Here is a 19,624-nt window from a genome sequence, read left to right on the forward strand (position 1 = left end):
ACGTTCCTTGTACGTTGCGACCAGATTCGCTTTTGGACGAGTGGTTACAGAGTTCGACGCACCCCTTTAAAAGTAGCAGGTGGTGAGTCATTCACCTGACTTCCCGCCACGATAGAAAATGCTCAGGGCTTTAAGGTATTGAATGTGCTGTTGGTCTGGAAATTCCGGAAGGGGCTCAGGCTATAATGCGCTTCCCGATAGAGGGTTCCTCACTACCACGGTCAGCGAGAGGGCATGGACGCACTATGACTATTATTGGAATTGATCTCGGCACCACCAACAGTGCCTGTGGTGTCTGGACAGAAGATGGCGTGAAGCTGATTCCCAACCGCCTCGGACACGTCCTGACCCCGTCGGTGGTTGGTTTGGACAAAAATGGCGAGGTCATTGTCGGACGGGCTGCCCGTCAACGACTGATCAACCACAGCAATCGCACGGTTGCCGCATTCAAGCGATTGATGGGGACCAGTCACCAGGTCTTCCTCGACCGGCAGAGCTTTACCGCGATTGAATTGTCCTCCCTTGTGCTGCGGTCCCTGAAAGAAGATGCCGAGGCCTATTTGCAGGAGCCGGTGAACCAGGCGGTGATCAGCGTTCCCGCATACTTCAACGACAACCAGCGTCAGGCAACACGCCAGGCGGCGGAGTTGGCCGGGTTGCAGGTTGCCAGGCTTATCAACGAACCCACCGCTGCCGCTGTTGCCTACGGTCTCCATGACCGGAAAGAAGGCATGTTCCTCATCCTGGACCTCGGCGGTGGTACCTTTGATGTGTCCCTACTGGAGTTCTTCGACGGCGTTATGGAGGTGCATGCCAGCGCGGGGGACAACTACCTGGGTGGCGAGGACTTTGTCGATGCGATGGTGGCCGATGTGCTGCGGGAGCATGGGATTCGCAAGGAAGACCTGGCCCCGGAAAAACTCCAGAACCTTTACCTTCAGATGGAAGGCGCCAAGCGTAAGCTGGGCCCGGCGGATCAGACGCTGACGCTGGATCTGGGGAATAAAACCGTTGACCACGTTGTCACCAATGACTGGTTCATGCAGGTTGGCACCCCCTTGCTGCTGAAGGCCAAACAACCGATTGAACGTACCTTGCGCGATGCCAATGTGGGGCAGGGCTCCATCGACGATGTCGTGCTTGTGGGTGGCTCAACGCGCCTCGCAGCATTCCGGTCAATGGTTGGACGAATGTTTGGACGCTTGCCGTCGTGTCACCTGGACCCGGACACGGTGGTGGCGGTCGGTGCTGCGATTCAGGCGGGCATGCTGATGCGGGGTGAGGGACTTGATGATGTGGTGCTTACGGATGTGTGTCCGTTTACCCTGGGAACCTCCGTTGTAAAGGACCACAGTGCTGATAACGGCGTCCGGTTCCTGCCGATGATTGAGCGAAACTGTGTGGTGCCGATCAGTATCGTGCGCCGGGTTTACACGGTGCACGATAACCAGAACATGGTGGATGTTGATATCTATCAGGGTGAAAGCCGTGATGTCAGCAAGAACGTTTTCCTCGGCAAGCTGAGCGTTCCTGTGCCCCGGGGCCCCAAGGGTACCGAAGCGTTAGATATCCGTTACAGCTACGACATGAACGGCCTGCTGGAAGTGGACGTAACCGTGGTCACGACCGGGGCAACGCATTACAAGCTCATCGAAAACGCACCGGGTTCACTCACCGACCAGGAAAAACAGCAGGCGCTGGAAAAGCTCTCGAAGCTGAAGGTCCACCCTCGGGACGGCGAAGAAAACCGGGTTTTGATGGCGCGTGCTGAGCGGCTCTATGAGTCGAGCCTGGGTGACCAGAGGGAACACATTGGCGACTTGCTGAATAAGTTCGAGAGCATACTGGACCGCCAGGACCCGCTGGAAATTGCCAAGTATCGTGCCCGGTTTGAAGAACTGCTGAACCAGCTTGAATCCGGTGACTGGTTCTGATGTGGCCCTGGTCTGAGCTGGGTATTGAGCCGACCGGGGATCTTCGAGCGGTTAAGCGGGCCTATGCCAAACGTCTCAAGACAACCCGTCCGGACGAATGTCCGGAGGCATTCCAGCGGCTTCGCAAGGCCTATGAGGATGCCCTTGGTCAGGCCGGTGGCCCTAACCGGAATCAACATGTCCCTTACCCAAACTATGAGCAGGGCCCGACGGAACCGGTTGTTGAGCTGATCGTCCCCCAGCCGCTCAAAGAATCAGAACCGCCACCGGTTCCTGAACCCCATGATTCTGATGAGGGGGGGAGCAGTCTTCCCCTGAAACTTATGAACGAGCCACCGCCGGAGCTTGATGGCGGTGGGCCGGAACAGGCGGAAGATGAGCCTGACAGTGTGCCGCTGAAGCTTGCGGACGAGCCTCCTCAAGGTCTTGATGACATTGACAAGGAAGGCGACGACGAGTCCAGCGTGAGGCCGGTTCGGCCGGGAAATATCGAATACTGGAATAACCCTCCCACGCCACAGGACCATTACGAGGTCGCTCTCCACGAGCAACACGACGAGTCGGGTGCGGAGCGCTTGCTGCAGGAGCTGATTGAGCAAAGCCACGCTTTGCTGGCCAAGGGCCAGGGCGCCAGCGATGTTGATTGCTGGCGTTTTCTCAGTCGCGACGGCTGGATTATGGATGAGGGATTCAACCGGGCACTGGGATTGGCTGTGTTCACGGCATTGGCTGAGCACCAACGTGCCCATCCGGGCACCCTGTCGGTTGCCGTTGCCCGTTATCTCACCGGTCTCTTTGACTGGGAGGGGCAGGCGCCACGTTTAAGGCATCAGCTTGGGGATTCGCTCTGTGACCCAGTGCTTGAACTGATCGAGGCACCGGAGCCTGGTGAGACGGCTCTGATGGGGGTAAGGGGTGGCCGTCGCAGGACTTTGCGCGAGGCCCCAGGGCAAGCGGGCGCTCAGGAAAATTCGCCGCCCGAAATACCATTGGCCGGTTACCCGTTGCGATGCCTTGCCGGGCTGCTGGACTGCTTCATTGTTTGGGGTGTGCTACAGGCGTTTGCGGTGGTATTGCCCCGACTTGTGACCGGAGCCAGTCTTATGAGCGGCTTTACGGTTATGCTCATCACCCTTGTGTCGTACCCCGTAATGACGTTGATGCTTGAAGGCTCAAGCTTGCAGGCGACTCCGGGAAAACGGGTGTTTGGGCTGAGGGTGGTGAACCGAAAGCTGGAGCGGCTGCACCTGTTGCACAATATTGGCCGGGTTGTTTCGTTTTGCCTGACCGGACTATTGTGGAAGGTGATATTTATCCTGAATGCCTTTATGAAGGGACGGCTGCTTCATGACCGTCTGAGTGGCAGTTATGTGGTCCACCGGAGGAACCTGCCGTAACGGGGTTCGCCAGTTTCATTAGATTATGGGGCACGCCCAACGGCGGTCAGCACATCGACGATATCGAACAGCCGCCCCATGTATTTCTCCCTCAACGCAAATGTAGAGTCTTCACTGCCCTGAAGATCGTTATTGATGGCGGCAATCAGCTTCCTGAGCCGCTTATGGTGCAGTCCCAGCCTGGCCTGGATCGGGTCGGTGATGATTCCTATAAAGGTGGACATCAGCGCCATGGCGAGGGCGAGAACCGCCGTGACCACAATGATCAGCCGGATCGAGACCGCAACCGGGACAAGGGCATAGTAGTAGGCCCCAATGGTCGAGCCGAGCCAGAAATTCGACACCGCCACCGAGTGGGCGACTACGGCTGAAACTGCCGAGCCGGCGCTCAGGGCACCGAAGGATGCCTGGCCCAGCACCGCCTTACTGGTGATCAGCAGCGTGACATTGCTGACCAGGTCTGCCGATCCAGTGCGGGTTGCACCGTACTCTGCGAGTTTTGTCTGCAGCTTGCTCCGGAAGTCCGGGTCCCCTGAGGGGCCTTGGAACGCCTCCAGTTTCTCATTGAGCAGCTGTTGCAGAGCCGGGTCTTTGACGATCTCCTCCATCAGTGCATCCCGGTCGCTGGTTTTGCCTCCATGCTGATAGGGAAGCTGAAGCAACTCCGTCACCACCAGCCAGCTGATCTGGCGATCCATGTCCGTCACCAACCCAGGGGGAATACGCCTGATCCACTGCTGGAGTTTCCGGAGGCGAGCCAGCCCCGCCAGAAAGCCCAGCAGTGCGAGCAGAAGGTTGACGACGGACCAGAGGATATTGAGCGGCACTCGCACAATGTCCCAGCCGATGGCATGGGCATGAATACGCAGGGCGCCTCGCAGCGAGTAGTGCTCGCGGACGAAATCGTTGACCCTGGACTCGCACCCCTCGACATAACGGGCTGCACCGCGACTGATGGCCTGCCGGATGATGGCTCTGGTCTCGGCTTCGGCCGGATCTGGAGGGGTGGCTGCTGAATTCATGGATGGCCCGTGGGTGTGCAAATCTGTGGTGGTAAGCCTACCGTACTGAGAAAATGGCGCCTAGGGGCTGGTATACTCTTCGCAGGTTCCTATCGAGAAGCAATGGAAATGCTGTTTATTATTGCGTTTGTTCTTCTGCTGTTATTGATCTATGGCCCGCACGTCTGGATTCGACAGGTGATGCGAAAGCATGGCGCCCACGACGATGACATACCGGGTACGGGCGGCGAGTTGGCGCAACACCTGATCAACCGGTTCGAGTTATCGGGGGTCAGCGTTGAAGCCACCGATCTTGGTGATCACTATTCGCCGGTGGACAAGGCGGTTCGCTTGTCTGGTGATATCTACAATGGCCGTTCAATCACCGCGCTTGCGGTTGCCGCCCATGAGGTGGGCCATGCCATCCAGTACCACCGTCAGGAAGCGATCACGCATTTAAGGCACCGTTACCTGCCTCTTGCCAATAGCATCCAGAAACTGGCCGTAGGTTTCTTTTTTGCGGTTCCCCTTGTTTTGGCGATATTCAAGGTGCCTCATGCGGCCATTGTGATGGGGGTGGTTGGTGTCGCAGCCATGCTGGCCTCGGTGCTGATCCAGTTCATCATCTTGCCCATGGAGTTGGATGCCAGCTTTAACAAAGCGCTACCGATTCTGGTGAAAGGTGACTACATTCGGAAGGAGCAGTACCAGGCCGCGAACAGCGTTCTGAAAGCGGCAGCCTTTACTTATGTTGCCGCCGCCCTGGTGGACATCTTGCGGCTCGGCCGCTGGCTCACCATTTTGCGTGGCGCCATCCGCTGACACGGCCCGGAGCGCCCGTCTACCCAAGGGCGCGTACCAGCGCTCCGACCAGCTCGGCCTGACGGCGATACCCGTTTTTCGCCAACAGGCTTTTGATGTATTCACGAACCGTGTGAATCGACAGATGCTCTTCCCGTGCAATTTCATCCGCAGTGAGCCCCTGCATCAAATGTGATGCCGTTCGGGCTTCGGCCTGGGTGCAATCGAACAGCTGAGTCAGTTTGTCGAGGTCTGGTGGGCTGGAAGCCTGGAATGCAATGATTTCCCCCAGTGCCCCAAAGCTCCCGGACTGCTCGTTGGCCAGTGGCGTGATGCATACCGCAATGCGCTCATTCCCGGCCTGGTCGAACAGGGTAATCACTTCCTGAATGCCATGGCGGGCGTTAAAGATACTGGTGAGAATGGCGTCGTTCAGCTTCCGGTTGAACTCGGCGCTGCGGCTTCTGAGCCGGGATTCCCCATTGCCAGAGACGAACAGCTTGGGGTGAGTGACTACAATCGCTTCCGCCGCCGAGTTGCACTGCACCACTTGCGCCAGTTCGTTAAATACGATCATTGGCTTGCTGACGTGATCCAGCGCCATGGTCAGGGTTTCGTTTTCCGTGCGTGACTGATAGAGCGTTTGAAACAGGCTGACTGCATTTTCAATATGCGGCGCCAGCAGGTTCATTTGTAGCAGCTCTTTGGGGGTGTAGTGCCCTTCACTCCGGTGTCGGTTGGCAAGAAACACCACCTGGGAGTCATCACTGCGACTGACCAGCATGCCGGCGCTGTCGCCGAGCCCTGCCTGTTCCGCCCAGGCACGGGTTTTCTCGCCCACCAGGTCCAGAATATCAACCTCGGGATTGCAACCGGTTAACGAGTCAAACTGTCGGGGGGGTAAGGCGCTGAAATGCAGGAGCGCGGCGTCCTGTTGGGGAAGATCACTGTTGAGGAACCACTGCTCAAAACCTTCTGGGTACCCGAAGGTCCAGCCAAAGATCATCCTGATGGGGCGGTGGGTTAACCCAAGTATGCCGCCTTGCAGGCAGCGGAACTGCTTCTGAAATTCCTCGAAAAATGGCTGGAATCCCTGGTTGCTGTTAAGGCAGCGATAAAGGGTGATGATCAGTTGGTTGTAGCCAGCAAAGTCCTGGATGTCGATGGCTGTATCGTCACCGGAAAACGCCATGGATGGCTCTGGCGGGTTTAGAGAGTGGTTGGATACAGGATTTTTGTTCACAGCAGCGTTCGTGGCCCAAGTGTTTAAGTGGTCATTGGGTAACTTTCGAAATCTGTACGAAAGCTAACTTAAAATAATGAATAACAAAAGGCCAATCTGCCATTCCCTGCAACCTGATTACCTGCCGGTCTGTTGGCAGGGAACCTCGAAATCTACATGGTAATGTTCATCATGCCTCACCCAGGACCGCCGCGCTGAAAACTCGATGTTTTGCCGCAGGTAATCCGAATACTGAGTGTTGTAGAGCGGTGCTTGCAGCTCTGGGTCAAAGATCACCCTCCAGACATCGAAGCCACGGCTGATGGCCTGTTTATGCAGTGCTACGATGTGGGCTGCCATAGCGTCGTAGTCAATGCTCATGCCCTCGTAGTGGCCAATGTCATCGAATTCGATGTTATAGCCGAACTTGTTGAATGGTGTGGTAGGCAGGTGCACCGAATGACCCGCGTCATCCACCACCGGTGTCATAAAGTCGACCGAAAGGCCATTGCGGTGGGTTTTGTGGGGGCTGAACTCACCGCCTTCACGGAAGCCCGTTTCCGCGTATTTGTAGACCTTTTCGGGGTGCTCAGCCTCTAGTGTTTCGTAGGCGGCCACGACGATATCTCGCACGTCTGAGTGCACATAGGTTCGGCCTGCCCACCTGGCGAGTGTGCTGTATCCGGTGAAGTTCTCGCCACTGGCAGGAAGCTGCACACCGGCTTCCAGGTGACCAGCCGAGGTGGTTCCGAAACAAGTGCTCCCCTCTGCCTGGACGGCGGAGGGAAACAATGCGGTAATCAACAGCGCGAGTTTCAAGGCATTAGCTGCGGGGGCTGGCTTCATGCAATGCACCTGAAGGCCCTACAGGCCCGCAAATGGAAACGGTGTGGCATCCTCGAAACTGTCGAGCGCGTTGCCGGTATAGATTTGGTGATTCTGGAGCAGGAGCCGTTTGACGGCTGTGTTTTCACTGAAATCATGCCTCTTCAAGTCCACCCAGAATGTATTGGGAGTGAGTGCGGTCTCGAAGAAATAGATCAGGTTCTTCTGGTCAGACACGGACCGCCAGCGGGTTGAAGAAATGTTCGGTTCCTCTTCGGAGGAAATTCCGAAGGGAACAGAGGCGTTGCGGATAACGCTGAACGCACTGGCCACGGCGATCCGCGGGTCACTGGTTTGAGGGATGGCGTTCATATAGAACGACGCCCGTACATAGCGGTCTGCGGCGCGGTTGGTTCCCGGAAGCATGGTCAGGCCGCCAATCTGCTTCCAGTATTCATTCAGTGCCAGCTGCTGCTCAAAAATCGGGGAATTTGTCATCACGGTATACGACATGCCGTGGTGGATAACGAGCTTGCCGTCGATGTATTCCAGTATCGCGTTGTCGCCCTTGGCATCGGACAACGACAGGTGAAGCGTGGCAAACCTGGCGGTCCCCGGAATATTTGCCGAAACCACCACAAAGGGCTCATCGCGCAGTGCTTCCACCGCTTCTTCGACTGTTGCGAAATTGTCGAGCACGTATTGCACCCAGGCGGCAACGCTCAATCCCGTTTGACCGTGGCCAAATTCCGGATACGTGGATTCTGCGAGCCACAACAGATTGGCAACCAGGCCCTTCTCGTTCATGCCGTCAGTGCTGGCGATATCGAATGCACTTGCGACGACGCTCCCATACCGGGAAGTCCAGGTGACAGAATTGGGGCCAACGGCACCGTGCCGTTCCATTCCCCGTGGGAACAGCCAGAGGTTGGCAGGAATCTCATCTTTCCAGTCCATGGAGCGGGCTGTGACGGTCATGCCATCGGGGCCTTGATAGACCGCTCGTGTACAGGCTATCGCGGACGTCCAGACCATTAATGAGCAGACGAACGCGAGGATGGAGGCACCGATTTTCTTTTTCATGACTGATCTCCTTTTTCAATCATCTCTAGACCCTGCAGGCACGGGCTACCGCCTGCGCCTCAAGGGCCAGCTAGGTTGCCTTGATGGCAAGCAGGCTTCTTAGCATTGCCACCATGGGGTGAATAATGAGTCGGTAGACCCAGCTGCCGATGAAGAGCACTGGCAGCAGTATCAGAAACCAGCCGAGGAACTGCACCAGCATAACCGGGTAGCCCAAGACCTCAGCCAACTCGGCCAGAACATCGCTGATAACACTGGGGTGTGAGACGACCAGATAACCAATGCCTACGACCGCTGGCCATTTGGCGTATCGGGCGGAACTCAGCAACAGGCGACCGCTATTGGCAAGCCGGGTGGTCAATGCGGCTGAGCGGGTACCCAGAGTCGCGCCACGGGAGGAAAAGGCAACGGCCCGGCCGACCTTGAGCACTTTCAAGGTACTTGCGAAGATGACGACATCCACCGAAGCCCAGCCAATGTCACCTGCGGACAGGTCTTCGCCAGTACGGTGCTTGATTTCAAGGTTGCGGATGCCGCTGGCAAAAAACTGATTGATATTCTCCAGCACCCGTTCCGTTCGTACCCAGGTGACCTCACCCAACGGGCTGACAATAAACTGCCCCAGGAAGTCGTGACCCTCTTCCTGAATGAAGCGGACGGCATACCAGCCGCGGTCTTCCGGACTGAGCTGGGTGGCTTCGACGGGTACGGCACTGTCGTTACGGGTGACATAGTCCCAGGCCCGTTGGTAGGTGTTGGTCAGATCGTTCATCAGCTCTATGGAGCCGATCGGCCTGCTCAGAAAGTAGTGGATGGGAGGAAGAACGTTGTCGCCATAGCGCCGCAGGATGTCCCGGAACTCTGCTTCGGATCCGTAAAGGGGAAAAATCTCCTGACTCATGAGCGGGTAGCGCAGATACGCGGCACGGGCTTTAACCAGCAGTAACTCGTCATCCGCCATATCAAGCAGGGTGGCCTGAAACTCGGGCGAGGCGTCTTCGATATCAGGAAAGTCGCGCAGGGTATCGGTCGCCTGAATCCGGATCAGCCGTTCCTCAATAGGCATCGGGATGGAGCTGAGGGTAACGATTAACGCTACCAGCAATGCCATGCCGGTTATGAGCAGAAGTCTTTTCACCGCTTTACCTGTTGAAGGCAGAGAACCCAATGAGCGAGAGCCGAAAGGTAGTTATAAATCAATCTGATGTCTTTTACACGACACCGATACAAAGACACACCACTCTCTCATACGGCGAAATAAAAAGCCCGCGGGAACGCGGGCTTTCAGACAGAGTATCGAGGCTAAAAGCGGTACATCACCCCCAGACTCAGGCTGCCGGCATAGGCATCATAAAAGGCGATCGAATCCGCGGATGACTGGATGTAATGGGCCAGGACCATGCCGCTCAGGTGGTTGACGCCGAACAGGTTGTGCCAGAAAAACGACGAACCTATGCCGAACTGGTCGGAGTCCGCATCAGTGCCAAAAATGGGATTGACCTCATCGTATTGGGTCTGGCCGTAGAAGGCATTGGTTGCCAAAGACCAGCGCTCAGAGTTGTAACCATAGGTGACCTGAAACCGGGTACGGTCATAGCTAACGGCTTTACCGTCGAGATCGGCCCGGGTGTAGACCAGTTCTGGCCGTAGCACGTGCCCCGGAGCCACCACCCAGTCATAGGAAACGTTATACCGGTGGCTCTGTCCGTTCCGATCGAGCAGTGTCATCTCATCGGCACTGAGCCCCTGGCTCAACCCGCTTTGTTCGTTGTCGAGGTCGATATCACGGTAGGTGTATGAGGCGTTGAACCTTGTTCCCCAAATCTGGTCCCAGGAAAAACGTGCCCCGTCGGACTCCACATCGGATTCGGTACGGTTGCCGACCTGGTAGGGGTCTTCCCAGGTTTCAGCGTCCTGAAGACTGAACACATAGCCAATGCCGACAATACCCCGGTCTCCGATTTGCTGACGAACACCGAGCTGCTGGGCGTAGTCGAAACGCACGGCATCCTGGATCATGTTCCCCAGAAAGACCTGGGTTCGGGTTTCGGCAAAGGTGTAACGCACGTCGCCGCCGAGGATAGGGCGGGCCATGGTGTTATTGTCCGGTGAATTGGTGAGCCCGTTGTGGAGGTTGTTGTCGGTGTCCGGCCCCTTGTAGAAATTAGACTCGTAACCAAGATACTGGGCTCCGGCCATAACGTGTCCCGAAAATCCGGATTGTTCAGGAATCTTGATGATCTCTGCCTGAGCACCGGTCGCCCCCGCCAGGGCTAATGCAACCAAGGATAGTCTTTTCACGGGTTCCTCCTGTGGAGTTCTTGGGCAGGGCTGGCTAGTGCCAACGGTTCCACCATAAATTAGGAGGCTAACGATTATCTGTATTAGAAAGGTGATAACTACTAGCGTTTGTACGTACCCCGGCCCAGTTGATCCGAGATCGCTGGCACAATGGGCCCATCGTGACGTATTTGCTGAGGCGTGGATGAACGGCCTGATGCCTGCAGGCCAATCCCGAAAGGAGACTCAATGCTAAGTTTTAACATTGGACCACTTGCGCTGCCGCTGGGGCATGTGTTGTTGGTTCTGGGGTTTATCATGGCGTTGGTGGTTGGTGCCATCGTTGGCCGCAAGGAGCGGATCCCCATTGGCGGGCCATTGTCGGACATCTTCCTGGCCGCCATGCTGGCGGCCCGTATCGGATTTGTGGTCCGTTACTTCGATCATTATCAGAACGACCTGTTGGGCATCATCGATATCCGCGACGGCGGCTTCGACATCATCTCCGGAGTGAGCGGCGCCCTTGTCGTGCTGGCCTGGAAGCTCTGGCGCCAGCCAGCGATCCGGCGCGCGCTTGGCAGTGCGGCCACCGCGGGTCTGCTGACCTGGGGTTCGCTGACCTTGCTCATTACTCTGGTGGAAGGTTCGGCCAGGGCGGTTCCGGCGACAGCGCTCGCCGATCTCGACCGCCGTCCTGTTACCCTGGCCGACGTCGCGGGTGGCCGGCCGATGGTGGTGAATCTCTGGGCCAGCTGGTGCCCGCCGTGCATCCGGGAAATGCCGGTGCTGGAAAAGGCCCAGCAGGATCACTCGGACATCGCCTTTGTGTTTGTCAATCAGGGGGAGCAACCGGAGACCATCCGGCAGTTTATGAGCCAGCAGGGGTTATCACTGGATAACATGCTCACCGACACCAACGCGAGCCTGGGGCAGGCGACGGGTAGCCATGGGCTACCAACCACCCTGTTTTACGACGCCCAAGGCCGGCAAGTGAGTGCTCATATGGGAGAACTGTCGGCGGCCTCACTGGCGCATAACCTGGGGCGTTTTGACTGAGCCTGTTGCTGCTTAGCCCACAAACATACGTTTTGCCAACGGCAGGCCTTTAAGGCCACTGACCGCTACGGTGGTCAGGAGTCCGCCGATCATGGCGCCCACTACGCCACAGGTCATAATGTCCTGCCCGGTCAGGTAAAGGCCGGGGATGCGGGTCTTCGGTTTGAGCCAATCCTGCTCAAAGCGCTCGGGGGTATGGTCCAGACCATAGATCTCGCCATGCTCGTAGCGGCAGAAATAGTCCGTGGACAACGGGGTGGACAGTTCGTAGTAGTCCACCTTGCCCCGCACCTGAGGCATCTTTTCGTAAAGTTTTTCCAGCAGTCTCTGGGCGTAGGCCTCTTTTTTGGCCTCGTAGTCGTCGCCCCGCTTGCCCCAGGCTTTGTCAGCCCAGGCTTCGTACCACTCGTAGGGGCCTGGCGCGACGATCTCAATGGTGGCCCGGCCTGGGTAGCGCTCGTTGAAGCTGGGGTCCTTGGCGCTGGGGAAGGAAATATAGGTCAGCGGAATATCGGTGTGTTCCGGGTCATCCAGGAATCGTTGAACCTGGCCTTCGTAATCCGATCCGGGATAGATCCATAAGTTGGTTTTTGGCAGCTCCAGGTTCTCGGCGGTGTCCTGAACCCCGACATACAGGCACACGCTGGCCATCGAGCGCTTTACGTGTTTCAGCTTCTGTTGGTAGTAGTCCAGGTGTGGCGCATTGGCCGGAAGCAGTTTGCTGAAGGTATTGAACACACCGGCATTGCTGATCACCAGTGGTGCCCGCACCTCTTCGCCGTCTTTCATGCGGACGCCTGTGGCTTTGCCGCCCTCAATCAGAATGTCGGTCACATCGGCATAGGTGAATACTTCACCACCGCTCTGTTGAATGACTGGGATGATGGTTTTGGCCATTTCCGAGGCCCCGCCGATAGGGTAGTAGCCGCCGTACAGGTAGTGGCGGGCGATCAGGGCATGGATGATAAAACTGGATTCTGCGGGGGGCAGGCCGTTGTCGCCCCACTGCCCGGCGAGAACGGCTATCAGCTCCTGATTGTCCGTCAGGCTTTCCAGCACTTCCCGCGTTGTTCGGTTCAGGAACTCGGGTGCCTTGCGTTTGGCCAGCGCCCGGAAGGGGCTGGATAAAAGGTTGGGCAGCACTTTTCCGAGCACAACGCCGGGCATCGCACTGGAGACCTGCTTGAGGTAGAACAGGTAGGTGTCGATCGCCTGTTCCTCACCGGGAAACGCAGCCTTAAGCTCGGCGGTAAAGGCGTCTGGGCCGGCCACCAGGTCAACGTGTTTGTCGCCAAGGAAAATGCGATCGTAATGGTCGTCCATGGGAGCCCAGCTCAACTGACCATCGGTAATGTGGTCAAACAGGCGCTTGCCCAGGGTGTGATCCGACCCCATATCGCCGATGTAATGTACACCCACATCCCATTCGTAGCCGTTGCGATCGTAGCTGTGGGTGAAACCGCCTGCGGTGTAATGCTGTTCGAAAACCACCACCTTCTTGCCCAGTTTACTCAGGCAGGCTGCAGCGGTGAGACCGCCAATGCCGGAACCGATGACAATGGCATCGTAGGGGCCGTTAAGGCGGTTGGCCCGGTAACGATTGCCGACTCGGATGGTACTGGGTTTGGGACTGCTCATGGGTGGTTTCCTCTTATTGGTTTTGTTGTTCGTTCCTGGAGCCATCTAGGAGTAGCGTAAGAACGCTCTCCGCTAAGGTTGGTTCAATATCTGCGCCGGGGAGGTGGCCGTCGATGGTCAGTTCGGAAAGCCCGTGCACCATCGACCAGGCGGTGGCAGTCATCAGTGGCAAGGGGAGGGGCTTGAGATACCCCACGCTCTGTCCCCTGGCTACGGTGTCCTCGAGTACCCGAAAAGCCTCAAGCCCGGCCTCGTCCAATCTAGGGTGTGCGCCTTTGGGCAGTATCCGCCCGCCGAACATCAGCCGGTACAGATTGGGTTCGTCTTCCGCAAAAGATATGTAGGCCAGCCCGATATGGAGCAGCGCGTGGCGGGAATCGGCCTGATCCACCTGCCGCAACCGATCCCTTAGCCGGTCTCTTAACAACATGAACCCGGTAATCGCCAGCTCGGCCAACAGGCTTTCACGGTCTGCAAAATGGCGATAGAGCGCTGGGGCGCTGACACCGATGTGCTTGGCGATGGCCCGCAGGCTGATGGCGGTATCGCTCTCTGCCCGCAGGGTGTCCAGTGCCTGCTGGAGTGCCTGCTGGGGGAGGTCGCCATGGTGGTACGCGGGTCGGGACATAAATGTTATCGCCGTTAACAAAGTTAACGGTGATAACATCAAAGGCTGTGATGGATGTCAATCAAAAAGACACCCCGGGATGCGTCCGGGGTGTCTGGATGGGGTTGGCAGTTGACGTGTTGGGGTCAGTCGAACCTCTGAAGGTTGTCGAGTGCGATGGTGTATTCACCGCTCCCGACATTGAACCCAATCCGGTAGGTCGCCGGGTACCACCCGGGAAAGCTGTATCTCTCAGGCCGGGGCACCGTTGCGGTTATGTCTGGCAGCGACTTGAGTAAAGCCAGGGACAGCATGGGTTCTATAAAGATCAGCTGGCCTTTGTAATAGCCATAGATGATGTTGTGGCTGAATGGCTGGCCCTGGAACTCTTCGCCGCCAGGGTCGAGGGCATGCACGCCCATCTGATCCACGGCGGTATCGGGCGGAATGACATAACCATCGGGCAGCAGTTGTGGGTCCGGAGCTGACAAGGCGGGTTCATTGCCTTCTCCCTGAAAGGTGATCGCTTCACGCTCTTCATCGCCGATCAGGTAGAAATGCACGTCAAAGTGAGGGACTGAATAGACGCCTTCTGGCGGGTGCCCGACAGGGTTCCAGTCAAGAACGACGTTTTGGTAACCGGTATTGGGGCCGTTTTCCGGCAAGGGAAGCGTGAATTCCCAAGCTACCTGGTCGCCTTGGATTTCGGGAAGTCCCTGGAGTGCGTTTTTGGTCAGGACCACCGATACGGACGCCGGTTCGTTCATGTCGTTGGTTGTCACCATGACATGGGCGGTACCGTCACCTACGGCAACCGGTGTGCCGGTGAACGTCGATGGCTCGGAGGCAGACGCCAAGCCGGAAAGAGCCAGAAAGGCCAGGGTATGAATGGACCGAGTGATGCGAAGCTGACAAAGAACCGTGTTCATGAGCTCACTCCTCAATGACCAATGCCGTTCGGCACGCTCAACGGCGGATATGAACAGGAAGCCAGCGAACCAGTGTGTGGTCGCATCTGATCAATATATCACCAGATTCGACGGCGGGAGGAGAATTTGATGTGTCGTTGCGTCAGGTTCGGCAGTGAACCCGATAGAAGTTACCTGAGGCGGGACAGACCCGACGGTCAAACGGCGTGTGCCGCCTGAACATCAGGTTTGTCACGATCATCGCCATCCGGCTTACCGGATGCTCAGTCCTCTACGGACAACGACGACATATCCATCACATAGCGGTGGGCAATATCGCCCTTGGTCATCACCTCATAGGCATCATTGACCTGATCGGGACGGATAATTTCACAGATTGGGTGAATGTTGTGCTCGGCGCAGAAATCCAGCACTTCCTGGGTTTCTTTGATGCCGCCAATCAGTGAACCGGCAACACGGCGCCGCCCCATGATCATGGGCACAGACATGAACCCGCTCATCGGGCCGACCTGACCGACGATCACCAGGGTGCCGTCCACATCCAGCAACGGCGCATAGGGAGTGACATCGTGTTTGACCGGTACGGTATCGATGATCAAATCCATGGATGCCTTTGCCTTGGCCATGGCTTCTGCATCGGTTGAGGCCAGAATGCCCTTAGCCCCAATTGCCTTGGCTTCGTCTTCTTTCTTGGTGGAGCGGCTCAGCACGGTGACTTCCGCGCCCATCGCCACCGCCAGTTTAACGGCCATGTGTCCCAGACCGCCCAGACCAATCACACCAACCCGGCTGCCTTTGCCGATATTCCAGGTCCGCAGTGGCGAGTAGGTGGTAATACCGGCACAGAGGATGGGCGCTGCGCGTGAAAGGTCCAGTCCATCGGGGACGCGCAGAACGAACTCTTCGCGCACCACAATGTGCTTGGAGTAGCCGCCCTGGGTAATCTCGCCGGAGATACGATCGGGCGAGCCGTAGGTCCCGGTCATACCATGACGACAATATTGCTCTTCGCCGTGATCGCACTGATCGCATGCCTGGCAACTGTCGACCATACAGCCTACGCCGACGTGATCACCGACCTTGTATTTGGTGACGTCTGGGCCAACCTCCAGCACCCGGCCAACGATTTCGTGGCCTGGGACCAGCGGGTAGGGCTGTGGCCCCCAGTCGCCGTTGACCGTATGCAGATCGGAATGGCAGATGCCGCTGTAAAGAATTTCAATGGCCACATCATTTGCCCGCAAGGCGCGACGCTCGAAATGGTAAGGCACCATTTCCGCATCGGAGGAATGCGCTGCATAACCAACCGTTTTCATAGAGACTCCTTACAAGTGGTTCGGATTAAAAAACACCATCAGCATGACCATCTTCACACCAGATAAGTTCCATTATGTTACCAGCTCAGTGATTGGGCCTGGACATGTGCGTCGTTGTTTGCGAAAAAAGTGGATCAGCTTTCAAAATTAACCAAAATTCCAATAGGGTGCGAGTCAGGGAAGTCCCTACCTTTCGAGGGACGGCAGCCAGGTGGCAGGACCATGATTGAGATCGAAAAGCCAAAGGATCTGGCGAGACTACGTCGCCTTGCCCTGAGTGCCCAGGGGTTGTTACAGAGCCAGCCCTTTGGCCGAGGCCTGGCGGGTGCACGCAGAGCCGTCAACCACATAGGGTATGTCCAGATCGATACCATCTCGGTGGTGGAACGGGCTCACCATCACGTGCTTCATACCAGGGTGCCCGGGTTTGAGCCGGTGATGATCGACCGCATGTTGCGCAATCGCGACATCTTCGAGTACTGGTCTCACGCGGCCGCATTTCTGCCAATCGACGATTTTCGATACTCCTTACCCTACAAGCATGCCATCAAGAGTGGGCAAACCCACTGGTTCCGAACCCCGGACAGAAAGTTGATGGGGGAACTGCTGGCCCGCATCCGCTCCGACGGGCCTATAAGGTCCCGGGATCTGGAAGCCGGCACCCGCAAGCAGGCTGGATGGTGGGACTGGAAACCCGCCAAGAAAGCCCTTGAACAGTTGTATATGGAAGGCGAACTGATGGTGAGCAGCCGGGAGGGCTTCCAGAAAGCCTACGACCTGACCGAGCGGGTACTGCCCGCCCACGTCAATACCGACATGCCCCGTACGGACGAGTTTGCCACGCATCTCATCGATCAACAGCTGCGCTGCCACGGGCTGGTGTCGCTTAAGGGATTGACCTATCAGCGCCGTAACACGGAACTGCGCGCGGCGGTAAAGGCACTGGTCAATGACCGGCTGGCGCAGGGGACGTTGGAACAGGTCAAGGTGAGTGGTGGTGACGTCTTCCTGGTGGAAGCCGGCGCCCTTGAACAGGACCTTCCGCGGCTGAACCACCGGTTAAGGATTTTGTCGCCCTTTGACAACAGCGTTATTCAGCGAGACCGGCTCAAGACCCTGTTCCAGTATGACTACCAGATAGAATGTTACGTGCCTGAAGCCAAGCGCCAATACGGATACTTTTGCCTGCCACTGCTGTACCGGAACGAATTTATTGGCCGCATGGACTGCAAGGCCCACCGGAAGATCCGGCAGCTGGAAATCAAATCTCTGCACCTGGAACCGCACAGCCATGACGACGACGAGGTCATCTCGGCCCTGGTGGATGCGGTTGCGCAATTCCGCCAGTTTCAGAACTGCGATACCGTGAGGGTGTCTGAGGTCTACCCGAAGTGTTTGGCAGACCGTCTAGTTCTTGAGGATCCCCTGTGATCGCAATGCCTCTTCAAAAGCGACCGCACGTTTTACATCGTCTAACGTGACGTCATAACAACTGATGGAGTTAAAGTTGAACTCCACCGTATTATTCGACGTACCAACGGTTACGTAGGCGGGGAAACCAAAGCACTCAAAGCGATTCTCATACTCCAGCCACAAGGTTTCGCCCCCGATTTCCAAGGGCGGGGGGCACCAACACTCTGGCTTTTGTTTGTGGAGGGTATGAGGTACCCCAAGGATGCCCAGAAGTGCCAGTAATTCTTCCGCACTGCCAGTCTCAATGACCCCAAGCAGTTCAAATCCATCGTTGTAATGCCCGCCTCTTGGGTGCTTCAGATAGAACACCTGGCATTTTTCAAGTTCATCCCTGAACGCCTGGCTTTGGTATAGATCGTATCCTGATGACATCTGTGGTCCTTCCATGAGAGTGGGGTAGGCAAAGTGGGTGATCCGATTCACGACCCGTTTGAATAGCTATTGGCTATCTCATTAAACTGGTGAGTATGTTTTTCAATTTTCTTGGTATCACAAACCTGGCACATCCACGGCTTGCCTTTTCCTGTCGGTAATACCATTTTTTTCTCACCGCATTTCTTACAGGTGACAAGGTTAAGGGCCCCGGATACAGGCTTGAACAAGTCACACTCCATATCAGGCCTTGCTCCCGCCAGAGCTGCTATATCTTCCATCTTGTATTTGTTACTGATGAATAGGTATTTAAGTTTTTTAAGCTGTGCGAGGGGGGCAAGTCCATCCTGTTCAACCAGTAACGTATAAAGCGATAGCCAGTAAAGGTTTTGTAGGGCCGTTAGTGGCTCAAGCGTTTTGGCTTTCAGGTACTTTATGCTGTTCCCGTCACCCGCGATAGAAAGACCCTTTAATCCGGTCAGTTTTTTGGCAAATGACAAATCTGAACACGCTCTTATGTTTTCCAGTTCGAGCCATTCCAGATTGGGTAACTGGGCCAGAGGGTCAAGGGGGGCCAGCGATGGCGAGCTGCCAATATGCAGGTATTTAAGCCCTTTAGCCTTAACGATGTTGTCTATGGATGTAATGCCGCTCCACTTTATGTAGAGACCTTTTAAAGACTTCATATCGCACACAGCGTCAAAAAGCTCTTGAGTTGTACGAGATGAAAACCAAACGTATTCGACCGCATCCAGGCTTGGTAATGCCTCGCACCAGGCCTTAACCAGCTTTTTCTGTTCGCTGGGTTTCAGCTCTGTTTGAGTGCAGACGATATGAATACGATCACTGCCATCATAGTCTGACGGGTACCGTATCGATTTTGGTGGGAAGTCATTGTTCGGGCGCCAATACCAGAAACTGTGGGACGGCTTTACGTCTTCACTTCGGAGATGCCCTTCCTGCTTCATCAAATCCATGAAGCCCTGAACAACCCCTTCTGATTGTCTGGCGATCGCTTTCTCGCGATAGAGCGTGAACTCGTCTTTGTTGTCTGTCATAGAGCAGTCCCTGCTATTCACATTGGCAGTGGTTTAATCCAGCTTAATCCTGATAAAACCGGGCGACCCACTCCCGAAACGCCTGCTGATGGGTAGCCTGGGCGCTGGCGACAATGGCATCGGCATCGTCGATCACGCTGATACCGAAGTGGCATTGCAACCAATGATGATAGGTGTCGCTTTCGGCGCTGGGTTCAAAATCATCCGGGTCTTTGTAATAGCAGACTTCGTCCCAGTCGATCATCGCTTCGCTATCAAAGGTCAGCAGCTGCATTAATTCATCGAAGTTGTGGGCAACCACATGATGGCCTCCTTCACTGCCAAACACCACCACTGGAGCCTGTTCCAGATTGGTATTGCCGTCTTTCAGCCAGAAGCAATAACCGGAGCCGGTGCCGTCTGCAGTCGCAAATTCATAGAGCGAATCCAGAAAGGCCGGGTCTTCAGAGTAGGTTTTCAGTCCGGCTTTGTCGTTATCGATGCGGAACTCGAACCCCTGGGAAAAGAAGTCATTACCGGCGGCGTGTCGGTCAAAGCGGATTAACGGCAGCAGTTTTTCCGGTAACGTCAAACCCTGCAAATAATCCGTCATCTGTTGTTCTGTGTTCATAACCTTGTTGTCCTGTTTGCCA

The 19,624-nt window shown here is 56.3% G+C and carries 18 protein-coding genes; 5 read left to right on the forward strand and 13 right to left on the reverse strand.

What is annotated here, in order from left to right; all coding sequences use genetic code 11:
• Positions 1–245 precede the first annotated feature (245 nt).
• The gene (locus tag BMZ67_RS08600; RefSeq protein ID WP_092021639.1) at positions 246–1,934 is read left to right on the forward strand and encodes a molecular chaperone HscC; all 1,689 of its coding nucleotides are present in this window, start codon (positions 246–248) and stop codon (positions 1,932–1,934) included.
• A complete protein-coding gene (locus BMZ67_RS08605) occupies positions 1,934–3,331 on the forward strand; it encodes an RDD family protein (protein WP_092021642.1) in 1,398 nt (465 codons plus the stop codon). Before BMZ67_RS08600 ends, BMZ67_RS08605 begins: the two co-directional genes overlap by 1 nt.
• 23 nt (positions 3,332–3,354) lie before the next feature.
• Here BMZ67_RS08605 and BMZ67_RS08610 read toward each other — a convergent pair whose 3' ends face one another.
• Complete coding sequence (locus BMZ67_RS08610) at positions 3,355–4,353, reverse strand: DUF6635 family protein (protein WP_092021644.1); 999 nt, start codon at positions 4,351–4,353, stop codon at positions 3,355–3,357.
• Between the two features lie 108 nt (positions 4,354–4,461).
• Between BMZ67_RS08610 and BMZ67_RS08615 the strand changes: the two genes are divergently transcribed.
• Positions 4,462–5,154: a zinc metallopeptidase gene (locus BMZ67_RS08615; RefSeq protein ID WP_092022131.1), complete on the forward strand. Its 693-nt coding sequence runs from the start codon at positions 4,462–4,464 to the stop codon at positions 5,152–5,154.
• 19 nt (positions 5,155–5,173) lie between these two features.
• On the opposite strand, the gene BMZ67_RS08620 is transcribed toward BMZ67_RS08615, so the two are convergent.
• From BMZ67_RS08620 to BMZ67_RS08640, 5 genes are all read right to left on the reverse strand, one after another.
• Complete coding sequence (locus BMZ67_RS08620; protein ID WP_139214344.1) at positions 5,174–6,376, reverse strand: helix-turn-helix transcriptional regulator; 1,203 nt, start codon at positions 6,374–6,376, stop codon at positions 5,174–5,176.
• 117 nt (positions 6,377–6,493) lie between these two features.
• Complete coding sequence (locus tag BMZ67_RS08625) at positions 6,494–7,201, reverse strand: penicillin-insensitive murein endopeptidase (protein ID WP_092021648.1); 708 nt, start codon at positions 7,199–7,201, stop codon at positions 6,494–6,496.
• Positions 7,202–7,219: 18 nt separating this feature from the next.
• The gene (locus tag BMZ67_RS08630; protein ID WP_092021650.1) at positions 7,220–8,263 is read right to left on the reverse strand and encodes a linear amide C-N hydrolase; all 1,044 of its coding nucleotides are present in this window, start codon (positions 8,261–8,263) and stop codon (positions 7,220–7,222) included.
• A gap of 70 nt (positions 8,264–8,333) precedes the next feature.
• Positions 8,334–9,401, reverse strand: coding sequence for a hypothetical protein (locus tag BMZ67_RS08635; RefSeq protein WP_092021652.1), 1,068 nt, complete (start codon positions 9,399–9,401; stop codon positions 8,334–8,336).
• 164 nt (positions 9,402–9,565) lie between these two features.
• Positions 9,566–10,564: a DUF2860 family protein gene (locus tag BMZ67_RS08640; RefSeq protein WP_217642472.1), complete on the reverse strand. Its 999-nt coding sequence runs from the start codon at positions 10,562–10,564 to the stop codon at positions 9,566–9,568.
• A 228-nt stretch (positions 10,565–10,792) separates the two neighbouring features.
• On the opposite strand from BMZ67_RS08640, the gene BMZ67_RS08645 reads away from it, so the two are divergent.
• Entirely contained in the window at positions 10,793–11,599 is an 807-nt protein-coding gene (locus tag BMZ67_RS08645; RefSeq protein ID WP_092021654.1) for a TlpA disulfide reductase family protein, read from the forward strand.
• A 12-nt stretch (positions 11,600–11,611) separates the two neighbouring features.
• Here BMZ67_RS08645 and BMZ67_RS08650 read toward each other — a convergent pair whose 3' ends face one another.
• The 4 genes from BMZ67_RS08650 to BMZ67_RS08665 form a co-directional block, all read right to left on the reverse strand.
• On the reverse strand, positions 11,612–13,237 hold the full coding sequence (locus tag BMZ67_RS08650; protein ID WP_092021656.1) for a phytoene desaturase family protein: 1,626 nt from the start codon (positions 13,235–13,237) through the stop codon (positions 11,612–11,614).
• Positions 13,238–13,250: 13 nt separating this feature from the next.
• A complete protein-coding gene (locus BMZ67_RS08655; RefSeq protein ID WP_092021658.1) occupies positions 13,251–13,865 on the reverse strand; it encodes a TetR/AcrR family transcriptional regulator in 615 nt (204 codons plus the stop codon).
• A gap of 125 nt (positions 13,866–13,990) precedes the next feature.
• Entirely contained in the window at positions 13,991–14,773 is a 783-nt protein-coding gene (locus BMZ67_RS08660; protein WP_092021660.1) for a DUF5602 domain-containing protein, read from the reverse strand.
• A gap of 263 nt (positions 14,774–15,036) precedes the next feature.
• Positions 15,037–16,089 (reverse strand): NAD(P)-dependent alcohol dehydrogenase, encoded by a 1,053-nt coding sequence (locus tag BMZ67_RS08665; protein ID WP_092021661.1) that lies wholly within the window; start codon positions 16,087–16,089, stop codon positions 15,037–15,039.
• A 222-nt stretch (positions 16,090–16,311) separates the two neighbouring features.
• Here BMZ67_RS08665 and BMZ67_RS08670 point away from each other — a divergent pair, with 222 nt between their 5' ends.
• The gene (locus BMZ67_RS08670) at positions 16,312–17,520 is read left to right on the forward strand and encodes a winged helix-turn-helix domain-containing protein (RefSeq protein WP_092021663.1); all 1,209 of its coding nucleotides are present in this window, start codon (positions 16,312–16,314) and stop codon (positions 17,518–17,520) included.
• Here BMZ67_RS08670 and BMZ67_RS08675 read toward each other — a convergent pair.
• From BMZ67_RS08675 to BMZ67_RS08685, 3 genes are read right to left on the reverse strand one after another with little or no spacing between them, the layout of a single operon-like run.
• Positions 17,497–17,934 (reverse strand): hypothetical protein, encoded by a 438-nt coding sequence (locus BMZ67_RS08675; protein WP_092021665.1) that lies wholly within the window; start codon positions 17,932–17,934, stop codon positions 17,497–17,499. The genes BMZ67_RS08670 and BMZ67_RS08675 overlap by 24 nt on opposite strands.
• Before the next feature lie 47 nt (positions 17,935–17,981).
• The gene (locus tag BMZ67_RS08680; protein WP_092021666.1) at positions 17,982–18,992 is read right to left on the reverse strand and encodes a leucine-rich repeat domain-containing protein; all 1,011 of its coding nucleotides are present in this window, start codon (positions 18,990–18,992) and stop codon (positions 17,982–17,984) included.
• A 43-nt stretch (positions 18,993–19,035) separates the two neighbouring features.
• The gene (locus tag BMZ67_RS08685) at positions 19,036–19,602 is read right to left on the reverse strand and encodes a hypothetical protein (RefSeq protein WP_092021668.1); all 567 of its coding nucleotides are present in this window, start codon (positions 19,600–19,602) and stop codon (positions 19,036–19,038) included.
• Between the last annotated feature and the right edge of the window lie 22 nt (positions 19,603–19,624).

It is taken from the genome of Marinobacter zhejiangensis (assembly GCF_900114775.1).
Lineage (GTDB): Bacteria > Pseudomonadota > Gammaproteobacteria > Pseudomonadales > Oleiphilaceae > Marinobacter > Marinobacter zhejiangensis.